This is a genomic window from Natronococcus pandeyae, from assembly GCF_008122205.1.
Lineage (GTDB): Archaea > Halobacteriota > Halobacteria > Halobacteriales > Natrialbaceae > Natronococcus > Natronococcus pandeyae.
The window spans coordinates 55,818-71,120 of the sequence record NZ_PHNJ01000012.1 but is presented as its reverse complement, the minus strand read 5'-3'; the positions used below and the strand labels follow the sequence as shown (position 1 = coordinate 71,120).

The 15,303-nt window shown below is 64.7% G+C and carries 12 protein-coding genes; 9 read left to right on the top strand and 3 right to left on the bottom strand.

The features are described 5' to 3' along the window. Nucleotides 1–140: 140 nt before the first annotated feature. From CV102_RS18775 to menD, 3 genes are all read left to right on the top strand, one after another. Nucleotides 141–746, top strand: coding sequence for a sulfite oxidase-like oxidoreductase (locus CV102_RS18775; protein WP_148859567.1), 606 nt, complete (start codon nt 141–143; stop codon nt 744–746). Between the two features lie 62 nt (nt 747–808). Next, the gene (locus CV102_RS18770) at nt 809–2,158 is read left to right on the top strand and encodes an isochorismate synthase (RefSeq protein WP_148859566.1); all 1,350 of its coding nucleotides are present in this window, start codon (nt 809–811) and stop codon (nt 2,156–2,158) included. Beyond that, nucleotides 2,155–3,957 (top strand): 2-succinyl-5-enolpyruvyl-6-hydroxy-3-cyclohexene-1-carboxylic-acid synthase, encoded by a 1,803-nt coding sequence (gene menD, locus CV102_RS18765; protein ID WP_148859565.1) that lies wholly within the window; start codon nt 2,155–2,157, stop codon nt 3,955–3,957. The genes CV102_RS18770 and menD overlap by 4 nt, the downstream gene beginning before the upstream one ends. 280 nt (nt 3,958–4,237) lie before the next feature. Here the strand turns inward: menD and CV102_RS18760 are convergent, their stop codons facing one another. Beyond that, nucleotides 4,238–5,233 (bottom strand): phosphate uptake regulator PhoU, encoded by a 996-nt coding sequence (locus CV102_RS18760; RefSeq protein ID WP_148859564.1) that lies wholly within the window; start codon nt 5,231–5,233, stop codon nt 4,238–4,240. A gap of 420 nt (nt 5,234–5,653) precedes the next feature. Between CV102_RS18760 and CV102_RS18755 the strand changes: the two genes are divergently transcribed. From CV102_RS18755 to phoU, 4 genes are all read left to right on the top strand, one after another. Then, nucleotides 5,654–6,688 carry a PstS family phosphate ABC transporter substrate-binding protein gene (locus CV102_RS18755; RefSeq protein ID WP_148859563.1) on the top strand — a complete coding sequence of 345 codons (1,035 nt, stop codon included), beginning with the start codon at nt 5,654–5,656 and terminating at the stop codon, nt 6,686–6,688. Nucleotides 6,689–6,703: 15 nt separating this feature from the next. Next, on the top strand, nt 6,704–7,696 hold the full coding sequence (gene pstC, locus CV102_RS18750; RefSeq protein ID WP_148859562.1) for a phosphate ABC transporter permease subunit PstC: 993 nt from the start codon (nt 6,704–6,706) through the stop codon (nt 7,694–7,696). After that, nucleotides 7,693–8,592, top strand: a complete 900-nt coding sequence (gene pstA / locus CV102_RS18745; protein WP_148859561.1) for a phosphate ABC transporter permease PstA — start codon at nt 7,693–7,695, stop codon at nt 8,590–8,592. Before pstC ends, pstA begins: the two co-directional genes overlap by 4 nt. 112 nt (nt 8,593–8,704) lie before the next feature. Then, a complete protein-coding gene (phoU, locus tag CV102_RS18740) occupies nt 8,705–9,364 on the top strand; it encodes a phosphate signaling complex protein PhoU (RefSeq protein WP_148859559.1) in 660 nt (219 codons plus the stop codon). A gap of 48 nt (nt 9,365–9,412) precedes the next feature. Here phoU and CV102_RS18735 read toward each other — a convergent pair whose 3' ends face one another. Next, nucleotides 9,413–10,789, bottom strand: coding sequence for an LVIVD repeat-containing protein (locus CV102_RS18735; RefSeq protein ID WP_233710742.1), 1,377 nt, complete (start codon nt 10,787–10,789; stop codon nt 9,413–9,415). A gap of 235 nt (nt 10,790–11,024) precedes the next feature. Then, nucleotides 11,025–12,035, bottom strand: coding sequence for a M14 family zinc carboxypeptidase (locus tag CV102_RS18730; RefSeq protein WP_148859557.1), 1,011 nt, complete (start codon nt 12,033–12,035; stop codon nt 11,025–11,027). 296 nt (nt 12,036–12,331) lie between these two features. Between CV102_RS18730 and ggt the strand changes: the two genes are divergently transcribed. Then, nucleotides 12,332–14,146, top strand: coding sequence for a gamma-glutamyltransferase (ggt, locus tag CV102_RS18725; RefSeq protein WP_148859555.1), 1,815 nt, complete (start codon nt 12,332–12,334; stop codon nt 14,144–14,146). 93 nt (nt 14,147–14,239) lie between these two features. Continuing rightward, nucleotides 14,240–15,133 (top strand): 1,4-dihydroxy-2-naphthoyl-CoA synthase, encoded by an 894-nt coding sequence (locus CV102_RS18720; protein WP_148859553.1) that lies wholly within the window; start codon nt 14,240–14,242, stop codon nt 15,131–15,133. The last annotated feature ends 170 nt before the right edge of the window (nt 15,134–15,303 follow it).

The window sequence follows — 15,303 nt, the reverse complement described above, 5'->3', positions numbered from 1 at the left end:
TAGTTATCAGTCCACACGATTGTGTACACGGGTGCGGCGGCCGAACTCGTCCTCGACGTTTCGAACGTCGGGGCGACCATCCGCCGGTCGATGGCGCCGCCAGCGTCACATCTACGTGACCGTGAACCCAACGCTCGCGTATGAGTGCGAACGACGCGACCGACGTTACAGAACTCTACCAGGAGTTCGGCGACGAGCGGCTACCCCCGGGCCAGCGCGAGACGTCCGCCTTCCCGGTGCTCTCGAAGAGCGGTACCCCGCAGTGGGATCCCGAAACCTGGGAGTTCACCGTCACCGGCGCCGTCGAGGAGGAGTTGTCCTTCTCCTGGGAGGAGTTCCGGGAGCTACCGGCCGTGACCCAGCGCCAGGACTTCCACTGTGTGACCGGCTGGAGCAAGTTCGACTGCGCGTTCACGGGAGTCCCCTTCCCCACTATCGCCGAGCGGGCCGGCGTTCGTGACGATGCGGTTCACGTCATGTTCTCGGCGCTGGACGACTACACGACGGACCTGCCGCTCGAGGACTGTCTCCGCGACGAGGTTCTCTTCACGTGGAGCTACGACGGCGAGGAGCTACCGGCGGATCACGGCGGTCCGCTGCGGGTCGTCACCCCCCACAAGTACGCCTACAAGGGTGCCAAGTGGGTCGACGGGATCGAGTTTCTCACCGAACCCGAGCCGGGCTACTGGGAACGGCGCGGCTACTCCGAGACGGCGAACCCGTGGAACGAGGAGCGGTACAGCTAGTTCTTCCGAACGATCCGACCGAATAGTTAGGCTGAAGGCGCGGCAGTCCTGACGTGCGTTCGATGGACCGAACGTCGGGCGGGCGACAACTGACTGGCGACTCGCGGCCAGCGGGAGCGGGAGACAGTAGCGAGCTGGTGAGCCGGAGTCGCGAACTCGAGGACGTTTCCTTCGGCGCGATCGTCGAAGCCGACGACGCGTGCCGTATCCAGTGGGCGACGCCCGCCGGCCTCGAGGTCGTCGGTCGTGGCATCGCCGCTCGGTTCGCCGCCAGCGGCCCGGAACGGTTCGACGAGATCCGAACGCAGGCCGCCGCGGCCTTTGACGGCCTCGATCACGTCGGCCCCGAGGTCGCTCGTCCGCGCGCGTTCGGCGGCTTTTCGTTTCACGACGGTCACGAGCCCGAGTCCCCCTGGGACGGCTTCGAGGCAGCCTCGTTCGTCGTTCCGCAGGTACTGGTTACCCGGAGCGACGACGGCACGTGGCTCACGACGATCGCACAGCGGGCGGACGAGGCGACGCGCTGCCTCGAGGACTGGCACGAGCGACTGGCCGACCTGCCGGCGATGCGGCCGAGCGGGTCGGGTCCCGGCGTTCGATCGACGGGACGCACGACCGCACCCGAAGCGTGGCAGAGACAGGTCGAGGCGGCGCTCGAGCGAATCGCGAACGGCGACCTCACGAAGGTCGTCCTCGCGCAGGCGCTCTCGGTCGAACTCGGCGGTCCGGTCGACGTCCCCGCGACGCTCGAGCGGCTGCGTCGCCAGTATCCGAACTGTTACCGGTTCCTGATCGGGCGCGATGTCGGTGGGACGTTCTTCGGTGCGCCCCCCGAGCGGCTGGTCTCGAAACGCGGCGACCGGGTCGAGACCGAGGCGCTCGCGGGCTCCGTCCCGCGGGGTGAGACGCCCGAAGAGGACGACGAGTACGTCGAGCGGATGGTCGAGAGCGAGAAGTTCCAGCGCGAGCACGGCCTCGTGGTCGAGGCGATCCGCGACCAGCTCGAGCCCCTCGCGCGCGAACTCGCTATCGACGAGCAGACGATCCGTCGGCTCGCGACGATCCAGCACCTGCAGACGCCGATTTCGGCGATGCTCGAGCGCGACGGGCACGTCCTCGACCTCGTCGAGGCGCTGCATCCGACGCCGGCGGTCGGCGGCGTGCCGCCACGTGCGGCGCTGGAGACGATTCGAGAGACCGAATCGTTCGACCGCGGCTGGTACGCCGCCCCGATCGGCTGGTTCGACGCCGCCGGCGACGGCGAGTTCGCGGTCGGGATTCGATCGGGGCTCGCCGCCGACGAGACGGTGACGCTGTTCGCGGGTAACGGGATCGTCGCCGACAGCGACCCGAGCGAGGAGTGGGAGGAGGTACAACTGAAGTTCCGCCCCATCCTCGACGAACTCAGATGAGTGCACCGAACCGCGCGACGCTGTGGGGTCGCATCCTCGTCGACGAACTCGCGAAGGGCGGGCTCGAGGCGGTCTGTCTCTCCCCCGGCAGTCGGTCGACGCCGCTGACGGTCGCGTTCGCCGAGAGCGATATCGAGGTTTTCTCGCACTTAGACGAGCGCTCGGCCGCCTTTTTCGCGCTCGGTCGCGCCCGGCGCACCGGAGAACCAACCGCGCTGGTCTGTACGTCCGGCACTGCGGCCGCCAACTTCCACCCGGCGGTCGTCGAGGCCAATCAGGCGCGCGTTCCGCTGCTCGTGCTGACCGCCGACCGACCGGCGGAACTGCGGGACAGCGGCGCGAACCAGACGATCGACCAGGTCGACCTCTACGGCGACGCCGTCCGCTGGGACGCGGAACTTCCCGAACCCGAGGCCGACGAGCGAAAAGTTCGAAGCCTCCGGACGACGGCCGCTCGAGCGCTCGCGAAGACGACGGGCGTTCCGCCGGGCCCAGTACACCTGAACTGTCCGTTCCGGAAGCCGCTCGAGCCGACCGAGACGGGGGAGGTCCCCGACGCGTTCGCGGACACGTTGGCCGGGAGAGGGCGCGACGGGGCGTTCGTCGAGACGAGCGGCGGAGGGCCAACCCTCGACGCTGCCACCATCCGAGACCTCGCGCGTGCGCTCGCGAGCGCCGACCGTCCGTTGATCGTCGCCGGACCGGCCGATCCCGCGGATCTCGTCGATCTCGAGCCCGCAGCGGTCGTCGACCTCGCGAATCGGATCGGTGCGCCGGTCCTCGCCGATCCGCTCTCGAACCTCCGCTTCGGAGCACACACCAGGGACGGCCCCGTCTTCGGGGGATACGATTCCTATATCGACGAACTGCCGGCGCCAGACACCGTCCTCCGGGTCGGCGCCTCGCCGACGTCGAAACCGCTTCGACACGCGCTCCGGGACGCCGACGCCGACCAGTGCCTGGTAGACCCCGCGGGCGAGTGGCGCGAGGCGACATTCACTGCCACCGATCTCCTGGCCGCGACGCCGGACTCGGTCGTCACGGCCCTGCTCGAGCGACTCGAGGAAGACGAGGAAGCGACCGCACCGGATCCCGGCGCCGAGTGGCTCGAGCAGTTCGAACGGGCGGAGAAACACCACTGGCAGATTCGAGACGCCGCGCTCGAAGGGGATGCGCTCGAGTCGACCCCCTTCGAGGGTGCGATTCTCGCGTCGGTTTTCGAGGACGCGCCCGATCCGGCGACAGTTTTCGTCTCGAACAGCATGCCGATCCGGGACGCGGACCGGTTCGGTCGCCCGCGGACGGCCGACCTCACCGTGCTCGGAAACCGCGGCGCGAGCGGCATCGACGGCATCACGAGCACGACACTCGGCGCCGGCAGCGCGACCGACGACCCGCTCGTGCTCGTTACCGGCGATCTCGCCCTCTATCACGACGCCAACGGCCTGCTCGCGGTCGACCGCTGCGGCGTCGACGCGACGATCGTCCTGCTGGACAACGACGGCGGCGGCATCTTCCACAAACTCCCGATCGAAGAGTTCGAGCCGCCCTTTACGGACCAGTTCAAGACGCCACACGGCCTCGAGTTCGACAAACTTGCCGACCTGTACGGACTCGAGTTCGAGCGCGTCTCGCCCGCCGAGTTTTCGGAGGCGTATCGCCGATCGCTCGAGGCCGAGGGAACGCAGGTGCTCTCGGTCGGGTTCGACTCCGAGTCGAGCCACCGGCGGCGCGAAGACCTCGAGGCGCAGGTTCGAGCCGCGGTTGCGGAGGACCTCGAGAACGCTTCGGGCTCGTAAGACTTCTCGCGCAGTGTATGATCCGTTCGACGAAGCGATTTCTTCGACGATCACCTGACACGCCAGCAGCGAACTCGCCAAACCGATGGCTGTCCGTTCGATTCCGCGTTCAGTCGAGGAGTTGCGGTCGAGACTGTGACCGAACTGCAACGAGTAAACGATATGTTGGTATACTAAATTGCATCGCCGCAACTCGTCCAGAAACCGCCTCGGAGCAGGATACCCGTCGAATTAGCCGCTCTGAGACGTACTCGAGGAGACGGAGGTGGACGAGCGCCGACTACGGCCGCGGTGCCGCCTTCTGGAGCGCCGTTTCGGCGATGTTCCCGCCGTAGTCCGCGCTTCGAGAGATGGAGTCCAGAATCAGGCCCAGCGACTGCGCCTGAACGGGGTCGAGTTCGCGCAGCATCTCGTCGATGTGTCGGGTATGTTCGTCTATCTCGGGGACGGCCTCGAGTGCGCGGTGTCCGAGCGCGTTCGCCTCCTCAACCTCCTCGGTGAACAGCGCGTCCATCGACTTCTCGATGATGTCGGCGGCGTCGGCGTGCAGTTCGTACAGCGCCTCCGCGACGGTTTCGGGGATCTCGCCGAGTTTGAGCGCGAACTGGCTGATCTTGACGGCGTGATCGGCGACGCGCTCGAGTTGGCGAGCGCTCGAGTGGTAGTCGAAACAGTCCTCACGGGAGACGCCGAGCCCCTCGGCGGCCCGCGGCGAACGAAGCGTCGCCCGGAAGATCCGCGAGACGACGAGGAAGAGCCGATCCACATCGTCGTCGCGCTCGATGATGTCGTACGCGATGTCGTCGTCGTTTTCGACGAGGGCGGTGATCGCGTCCTCGAGCATCGACTGGGCGATCAGACGCATCCGGGAGACGGCGTTGACGATCGACAGCTCCGCCGAATCGAGCAGGTCCTGAACGACGACACAGTCGCTCTCTTCCTCGACGACCTCGACCCCGATGAGTCCCTGAATCGCGCTTCGAATCGCTCGTCGCTGCTTGGTCGTGATTCGGCCCGCCTCGAGGCGGATGACGTCGAAGCCGCTGACGTACATCGTGAGGATCGCCCGCTTTAGCTGTTCGTCGTCGAGCGCGGAGACCTCGAGGGTTCCCTCCTGATGGTCGACGTCGCTCTGTGGGGTGATCAGAAGCGTATCGTCCTCGGCGTAGATTTCGACGGTCGTCCCGCTGCTGACGTCGTTTGCCGTCGCCCACGTTTTCGGCAGCGAAACCGTGTACGTCGACCCCCCGGTCACCTGGACCTTTCGCGTCTCCATACGCTGCTTTTTGGGAACCACAATATAAATCCACCCATCTCTATAGAAAATTCGGCTCTGCCATTTTGTGCCGTTTTCAGACTACCTTCTGGTGTTTTTAGACTATACTAGAACGGAGAAGTACTCTCCGTTCGATAGAATTTTATATTGCTATATAGTAAAACAGCGTTCCGAATTCGATGGTCGAGAACGATCATCGTCCCTCGATTAGTTGGGCCAGACGGCCGACTCCCCCGATCGGTCGGAGATCCGCTATCTCGAGACTGTTGGGATAGTTGCGGTCGCTGAGGGCAGTATTACGATCGCCGCTAAACCGGATACGTCGTCCTATAGTCGGCTACGTAATGAACTATTGATGTGGGTGGGAAACTATATAGATATTAGCATCGTCTTTATACGTTCCCTGGCATCGATCGAGTGATGACGGACGACCTGTCCGCGAACGACACTACCGGGGTTGCATCGAGGCGGAAATTCCTCGCCGGAGCGAGCGCAGTCGGAATCGTCGGCGTTGCCGGCTGCAGCGGCGCGTCGGGCGGCGGTAGCGACGAACTGTCCGGAACGATCGACGCGTCCGGCTCGAATACGGTCGCACCGATCACCTCGTGGGCCGGTGAACAGTTTTCCGACGAGTTCCCGGACGTGCTCGTCGACGTAGCACCCGAAGGGACCGGTGCCGGCTTCCAGGAGTTCTGTCAGCAAAACTCCGACGTCCAGAGTGCGAGCCGACAGATCACGGACGACGAAGTCGACCTCTGTGACGGGAACGACGTCGATTACGACTTCATCGAAGTCGGCCTCGACGGGCTCGCGGTCGTCAAAAACTCCGAAAACGACTGGCTCGACGAGATCACGCTCGACGAATTGCGGCAGGTGTGGGAGTTCGAGTCCGACGTCCAGACCTGGAGCGACGTCCGCTCCGAGTGGCCGGACGAAGAGATCGAACTCCACGCTCGCGACAGTGCGTCGGGAACATTCGACTACTTTACGCGCGAGATCAACGGCGAGATGGGGAACATCCGCGACGACTACTCCGCGACCAGCCAGACCAACGAGATCATGGGCGCCGTCGCCGACAACGTCGACGGCTTCGGCTGGGGTGGCCTCGGCTACCTGCGGGACATCGAGGACGACCAACCGATCGAAGCCGTCCCGGTCGAGAGCGACGAGGACGGCGAGTTCTACCTGCCGGAGCAGGAAAATATCGAGGAGGGACTCTACTCGCCGCTCGCCCGGCCGTTGTTCGCGTTCTTCAGTATGGCGAGTCTCGAGGAACGGACCGACCTCCTCGGGTCGTTCGCTCGCTTCTATACCAACGGGCAGCACGAACTCGCCCGCGACGAGGGGTTCTACGCGACGACGGACGAGGCCCAGGAAGAAAATCACGACAAGATCGACGACTGGCTGGACCAGGTCGGCGCATCGCCGGACGATCTCACCGTGCAACGGGACTGACGAGGAGGGAACGCAATGAGCACTGATACCGAGCCGAGACCGGGGATCGCCGGCGGGACGGCCAGGCGCGACCTCGAGGCCAATCGACGCGCCAGACGCGCGCTCTTCGGCTGCGCTGCCATCACAGTCCTTACGACGCTCGCGATCTTTTTCGTGTTGATCGACAACGCCGCGAGCTACTTCTTCGGCGCCAGGATCACAGAGATGCTGCTGGGTGCGAGCGCCGAGCAGAAGGTCACGTTCACCGAGTTCTTCACCGGAACGCGGTGGGCGCCCGACCACGCGACGCCGGCCCACGGCGCGCTGCCGATCATCTTCGGCACGCTCGCGATCACCGTCGGTGCGGCGTTCGTCTCGATCCCGATCGGGACCGCGACGGCGATCTACCTCTCGGAGTACGCCTCCGACGGCGTCCGGGCGAAGCTCAAACCGACGCTCGAGATCCTCGCCGGGATTCCGACGATCGTCTACGGCTACTTCGCGATCGCCTTCATCAATCCGGTCGTCCTCGCTCCGATCGCCGAGGCGCTGTTCGGCATCAACATCGGCCGCTACAGCATGCTCTCGGGGATTCTCGTCGTCGGTATCATGACGATTCCGATGGTTTCCTCGATCAGCGAGGACTCCATGTCGGCGGTACCCGACGACCTCCGAAACGGCGCGTACGCCCTCGGCGCGACGCGGTTCGACGTATCGACGAAGATCGTGCTGCCGGCGTCGATCTCGGGCGTCTTCGCGTCGTACATCCTCGCGGTCTCGCGGGCGATCGGCGAGACGATGGCCGTCACGCTCGCGGCCGGCTTCAACGCGAACGTTACCGCCAACCCGTTCAGCGAGATCATGACGATGACGGCGTACATGGTCTCGATGGCCCGCGGAACGTCCGCGGTCGGCACCGTTGAGTACCAGAGCCTGTTCGCCGTCGGCCTCGTGTTGTTCGTGATGACTCTAACGATGAATCTGCTCAACGACCGGTTCAAACGCCGATTCCAGGAGGAGTACCGATGAGCACGGAGACGGACGACCCCCTGTTCACCGAAATCGACCTCGAGTGGGAACACCTGAAGAACCGCCTCTTTCTCGGGGTCATCTTCGCCGCCTCGATGTTCGGCGTCGTGATGCTGGCGCTGCTGTTGCTCGACGTCGCGACCGACTTCTACGTCGGCGTTACCGAGTACGACATCGGTCTCGGCGAGTTCTTCACCCGGGACGGCTCCCGTCGCGAAGAACTCGCGGGGTTCAGGGGGGCGATCGTCGCCTCGATCATGCTGATGGTCCTGACGGCGATTCTCTCCTTTTTCGTCGGCGTCGGCTCGGCGATCTACCTCGAGGAGTACGCGCCCGACACACGCGTCACGCGGCTCATCGAGGCGAACCTCGCGAACCTCGCCGGCGTGCCGTCGATCGTCTACGGGCTGCTCGCGCTGGCCGCGTTCGTCAACGGGATCGGTATCGGGCCGATCCTGATCGCCGGTTCGGTCGCGCTCGCGCTGCTGGTGATGCCGATCATTATCGTCACCACGCAGGAAGCACTCCGGTCGGTCCCCGACGGCGTCAGGAACGGCTCCTACGCCACCGGCGCAACCGAGTGGCAGACGATCCGTCGAGTCGTGCTCCCGGCGGCGATGCCCGGGATCATGACGGGAACCATCCTGGCGCTCGCCCGCGCGATCGGCGAAACCGCTCCACTGATCATGGTCGGCGCGCTGTTCGTCAACCGAACCCCGTTCGGCCCGTTCGATCGGTTTAGCGCGATGCCGACGCAGATCTACAACTGGGCGGCCGAGCCGAGCCAGCACTTCGTCCACCTCGCGGCGACCGGAATTGCGGTGTTGCTCGCGTTCGTGTTCGTCATGAACGGGATCGCGGTCTACCTGCGAAATAAATATGAGACGGATATCTAAGCCAGCACCGTCGGATAGCGATCGTTTGCTACTCGTCCCGACGAGCCAGCGGCCGTACTCGAGTCCGTCGTCGGCAAGTTCAGAACTACAGCACCCGAATATCCCGTTACTCATGGCACGAACTGACTATCAGCACCAACTCGAGCAACTGCGAACGAACGTGGTGGAGATGAGCGACGCCGTCTGTCGACGGCTGCAACGAGCCCTCGAGGCGTACGAACGAAAAGACGACGCGCTCGCGGAGTCGGTCATCGCGAGCGACCACGAGATCAATCAGCTGTACCTCGACCTCGAGCAGGAGTGTATCGACCTGCTCGCGCTCCAGCAACCCGTCGCGGGCGACCTGCGGTTTATCGCCGCGTCGTTCAAGATCATCACCGATCTCGAGCGCATCGGCGATCTGGCGGTGAACATCGGGGAGTACACCCAGCAGGCGAAACAGGACCGATACTCGGACATCGACATCGCGTACATCGGCGAGGAGACGATCGGAATGATCGAGGATGCGATGAATGCCTACGCGAGCGACGACGCCGCGGCGACACACGAGATCGCATCCGCCGACGACGAGATCGATGCGCTCTGCGAACGGGCGAGCGAGGTCGTCATCCAGGACCTGCTCGAGACCGAGGCCGGCGGCGAACCGCTGCTCGAAGACGTCTCCCGGATGTTGCTGACGATCCGCGATCTCGAGCGCGTCGGCGATCACGCGGTGAACATCGCCGCGCGGACGCTGTACATGGTCGATAACGACGACGAACTCATCTACTGATGGGTCCGTACCGGCGCAAAGTCGGTTCGTGACGATCGACGCGCCGGCTTACTCACCGCGCTCGAGAATCGCCTCGAGGTCGTAGTGGCCGTCCGGGCCGCCGCCGTCCTCGCCCCGGGCCGGTTTCGCGGAGATATCGAACGTGTAGGCGCCGGTGAGGGTGTCGCTGGCGAAGACGAAGTCCCGGGCCTCGTTGTAGACCGCCGACCAGCAGTACGGCGGCGTTCCCGGCGAATGGTCCTCGGCCTCCTCCAGTCGGTCGTCGGTCGCGTACCGCTCGGTCGGAACCGGGTTCGTCGGATCGGTGATGTTCGCGACCCACGTCCCCTGCCGGTAGCCGCCGTCGACGAGCAACACCTCGTCGCCGTCGTGAACGACGTCGTGGAAGTGCGTCGTCCAGAAGCAGAAGTTCTCTTGTTCCCGGGCGTCGGGTGCGTGCGTGAAGCCGATGGGTTTCGGCTCCTCGAGGCTCCCCTCGCCCCAGCCGATGTCGAAGACGTGCTTGCCGCCCGGGATCGCGGGCGCGGCGCAGATCTCGTCGCCGACGATCGCAAGCCCGCGCTCGGGGTCGAAACTGGCCTGGTGACAGTCCTCGAAGCCGGGTTCGCCAACCTCGGTGTAGTCGGGGTGGTCGTCGTAGTCGAACCGACCGATCTCCGTCGGCGCCAGCGGCTCCTCGAGGTCGAGGATCGCGTACCCCTCGAAATCGCCGGCGATGTACGCACAGTGGAGCACGTTCCGGACGGGATCGACCTCGGTGTCGTGGCAGTACCCCGGTGGACCGTAGAGGCCGGCGAGTTCGGGGTTCGCCGGGTCGCTCACGTCGACCGGGATCACGCCAGGCTCGCTCGCGGCCTTGTCGATGACGTAGATAATGGGCTCTTCGGGATGTTCGGCGAGCGTGTGAACACCCGTGTTCGGGGTGTCGACCTGCGCGATGATCTTCGGCTCCTCGGGAGTGCCCTCGCCCCAGCCGTAGTCGATCACTTCGAAGCCCATCTGACCGATCTGGTCGTCCTCGCCGAGGTCGTCGGCTTCCTGGGTTCGGTAGTAGAGTCCGTCGCGGCTGCCGTCGAACTTGATGTTGTTCGATCGGGTGGCCTCGTTGGCGGTTTCGAGCCGGTGGACTTCGGTGGGATTCTCCAGGTCTTCGAGATCGTATAGCGTACTCCCGTAGTTGTTTCCACCCCGGGGGAAGCTACTTACCGCGCCGTACAGCCCGTCCTCGCGGACGTGGCCGTACGTGTACCGCGGCGCGTCTTCGGGAAGCGCCTGTCCGAGTTTATCGATTCGCCCTCGAGTGCGAGCGTTGGCGTGGGCCGGCGGCGACGCGGCCGCGGTTCCGGTGCCGACCGCGGTAGCTGCTGCGGTTGCGATGCCGAGTCGTTTCAGAAATGCACGACGAGCCGAGTTATCTGCGTTCATTATCTGGGTTGGTTTACGGAGGGTACTCGACGAACGATTCACGGTACCCATAGTATCCACAGATAATGACGTTCTATTCTAGATTCAGGAATTGATACTAACCATATACTATATTTACACCATCGATCATTCGACTCGTACTATCGACCACGAGGGCCGAAACAATCAGTTGGTCTTGTCGAGCCGCAAACGCGAAAGAAGCAGGAGCAGGCGGGGCGTTACGACCGTCCGCTGATCACTCCGGCTTGTTCTCCCAGGGCCACTCACCGCCCTCGTTCCAGCCCGGACGGTCGGGAATCTCGTCCGTTCGGTCGGAATCTCGGTCGAACACCGTCCCCGTGGCGGTTTCCGCGAGCATGACCTGGTTCTCCTTCCGGCACTGTCGGATCATCTGGCCTTCCATCCGTTCTCCCCTGTCCGAGATCTGGCCGGTCATCTCGTTCAGCACGCTGCCGTAGCCGCGGATGCCGTACGCGTTGCGGGCGATGTTCGCGCCCGTGCCGCCGGGGTAGACCGAGAGCTGGGCGTTCCCGAAGCCTTCGACCTCGTCCCACATCGCGACGTTCAGTCGTCGAGAGAGCGCGACAGCGTCCGGATCGGCGTCCTCGTTAATCGGCCAGAAGTTCGAGGAGGTGTAGTTGTCGCCGGGGTTGTCGCCGTCGCCGTAGTACGGACCGCCCTGCGTGTGGAGGTCGGCGACCCACAGCGGGTCGAGGTCCGTTACGTAGTCGATCATCGCCTGGGTCTCGGGCGAGGGGTTGTCCGTCGATCCGGGCTCGTAGTGGTGCTGGCGGTTCGGGTCGACGCCGTCCGCGTTCACCCGCTGGTTGCGCATCCCGCCGTCGGGGTTGTGCATCGGCAGCACGTGAACGGTGAGCTCCTCGCGAACCGTTTTGGCGTAGTCGGAACCGCCCGCCGACAGGTGCTGCAGTTCTTTCAACATCGCGTTCGTGCCCGTCGGCTCGTCGCCGTGCTGTTCGGTCGTGATGAAGACGTCCGTCTCGCCGTTGCCGACTCTCGCGACGACGAGTTCGCGATCCTCGAGACTCTCGCCGATCTGCTCGAGTTCGACGTTCCCGGTCGCGTTCCTCTCGATGCGGTCGAGTTCGTTCAACAGTTCGCGGTGAGTGAACCACCGGCGAGTCTCTTCGCGGGCCCACGTCCCTTCGGCGCTCACGATGCCGGATCCAGCCAGACCCGCTCCCGCGATTCCACCGACCAGCTTGAGTGTGTCACGTCGATGCATGATACACTCGGTGGAGGGGGCGCAACGGACATACAAACATCTGGAACTAACAAAATTTGAATTAGTAGGACAATCTTAAATAGGAGTATACGTTGGTTTCTTCAACCATTTTGATCGGGAGTGATATCTGCTAGCTGGATCGCTCTCGAATTTAGATTCGTTCGTCGATCGTGTTGGATCATCCACACGTTCCGCATCGATTAGTCGAGTAGGCGAAAATATAGCGGTGTAGGAAATTACATTTTCCGAAACGGCTTTTACCAATAATATTGAGGGTTCGGACGACGCACCACTTCATGACACGAGATAACACGAACTCTGCAAACGAGAACCGCACGCGTAAACCGAGCGAGTCGACCGGCCTCCGGCGCCGAGCGTTCCTCGCCCGGACGGGGGTCGCCGCCGGTGCGCTCGCCATCGGCGGCTCGACCATCGCAGGCGCGGACGTCCAGGAGGTAACCGACGTTCCCGGCTTCAGTTGCGACCAGCCGCAGTTCACGTGCGGACGGGAGGTCACCGCCGCGGACGGGATGGTCTCGAGCGTCGACCCCATCGCTTCCGGGGTCGCCGCGAAGGTCCTGCGGGAGGGCGGCAACGCCATCGACGCCGCCGTGGCGCTGCAGTACGTCCTGACCGTGACCCAGCCCCACGGGTCGGGGATCGGTGGAGGCGGCTTCATGGTCGTCTACGACGCCGACTCGGAGACGGTCGAATGCGTAAACAGCCGGGAACGCGCCTCACAGAACGCGTCGCCGGAGCTGTTTCGACACGGGGGCGAGTACGACCAGAACATCGAGACCGGCGAGGCGATGGGGGCGCCGGGGACGGTGCGAGGGCTCGAAACCGCCCGCGAACGGTACGGGACGTTCTCGCGCCAGCGGCTGATCGATCCGGCGATTCGCCTCGCACGCGAGGGGTTCACCGTCGACTGGTTCCTCGCCGAGGAGATCGCGGAGAACACGGACAAGTTCAACGACGCGGCCATCGAGACCTACAGCGACGACCAGGGGAGTCTCTACGAGGAAGGCGACACGATGACCAACCCGGACCTCGCCGACACCCTCGAGTGTATCCGGCGGCGGGGCGCCGACGGCTTCTACCGCGGCCCCGTCGCGGAGGACATAGCCGCGACGATCCGAGAGTACGCCCGGGACCCCGATCAGGTCGTCGACGAGGACGACCTGGCGGAGTACGACGTCACGATCGACGATCCGGTTCGCAAGGAGTGGTACGACGTCGAACTCGTCGGCCAGCCGATGCCGAGCTCCGGGCCGACCGTCTGTGCGATGGTCCTGCGGATGCTCGAACTCCTCGAGGTCGAGGAGTACGACATCCGCTCGGCGGAGAAGTATCACCTGATCGCCGACTCGATCTACTCCGCCTGGGCCGACCGAATGGAGTACATGGGTGACGACGAGTTCGTCGACGTTCCCGTCGATGCCCTGCTCTCCGACGACTACCTCCGGTCGCGGGCCGACCCCATCGAGTTCGGGCAGACCGTCTTCCCGGAGGACGGGCCCATGGGTCCGGGCCAGCCCGGAGAGACGGCCCACTTCTCGGTCGTCGACAGGTGGGGCAACGCCGTCTCCTACACCTCCACAATCGAGCAGTTCATGGGCTCGGGGAAGATGGTTCCCGGACGCGGGTTCCTGCTCAACAACGAACTCACCGACTTCGACGACGAGCCGGGCGGACCGAACGAGCCCGACGCCTGGAAACGCCCGCTGAGTAGCATGAGCCCGATGATGGTGATGCGGGACGGGAAACCGGAGTTCACGGCCGGCTCGCCGGGCGGCTGGGCGATCGTCAGCGCGACGTTCCAGGCGATCCTCCACCGCTACGCCTACGAGCTGGATCCCCTGGAGTCGATCACCGAACCGACCATCTACACCCACTCCTTCGGCGGGATCGAGTGGGACGAGGGCGTGCCACAGGAGGCCCGCGACACGCTCGCGGAGTGGGGTCACGACGTAGACGACGAGCCGGGTGAGATCGGCAACGTTCAGGTCATCGCCGCCGAGAACGACACGCTGACCGGTGCGGCTGACCCGAACCGCGACGGGCAGGCTGTCGGCTTCGACCGCGCTCCCGGTCGCGGAAGCGACGACTGACGGCGCGAAGACCGTCGCCTCTCGGAGAGGTTCGGGAGCGCGTCGGCCGGCGACGCGAACCTATTTCACCCGACGGCCACCAAACTCGAGCCAATGGTTTCGGAACTCTTCGACGAGGAACGATGGGAGCCGATCGAGGACGTCGATCGGGACTTTCGCGACATCACGTACCACCGGGCGGTCGACTCCGGAACGGTCCGGATCGCATTCGACCGACCCGAGGTTCGCAACGCCTTTCGGCCGGGGACGGTCGACGAACTCTACGACGCCCTGGATCACGCCAAGCGTCAGACCGACGTCGGCTGCATCCTGCTGACCGGGAACGGTCCCTCGCCGAAGGACGGCGGCTGGGCGTTCTGTTCCGGCGGCGACCAGCGGATTCGAGGTGAAGATGGCTATCAGTACGAGGGTGAGGAAGAGCGTGCGTCCGACCAGGGTCGACTGCACATCCTCGAGGTCCAGCGACTCATCCGCCACATTCCGAAGGTCGTGGTCTGCGTCGTGCCGGGCTGGGCCGTCGGCGGCGGCCACTCGCTGCACGTCGTCTGCGATCTCACCCTCGCGAGCGAGGAACACGCGAAGTTCCTCCAGACCGACCCCGACGTCGCGAGCTACGACGCCGGCTTCGGCTCGGCCTACCTCGCCAAGCAGATCGGGCAGAAGAAGGCCCGCGAGGTGTTCTTCCTCGGGAAAACGTACAGCGCCGAAGAGGCCGCAGAGATGGGCATGGTCAACGAAGCCGTTCCCCACGAAGAACTCGAGGAGACCGCACTCGAGTGGGGCGACCGGATCAACTCGAAGAGCCCGACGGCGATGCGGATGCTCAAGTACGCGTTCAACATGACCGACGACGGGATGGTCGGCCAGCAGGTGTTCGCCGGCGAGGCGACCCGGCTGGGCTACATGACCGACGAGGCAGCGGAGGGACGCGACGCCTTCGTCGAGGGCCGCGACCCCGACTTCGACGACTACCCATGGCACTACTGAGCCGATCCGCGAAGCGTCGCTGAACGACAGCCTCTCACGTTTGACGGACACGAGCGGTGGATTTCTGTCGGGACCACGCGGTGAGAGATCGGCCGACTCGGTTCGGGTCCGGGATCGACGGCGGATCGCAATGCCAACGTTGACACTTCCTCGAGTGGGACTACTCGACC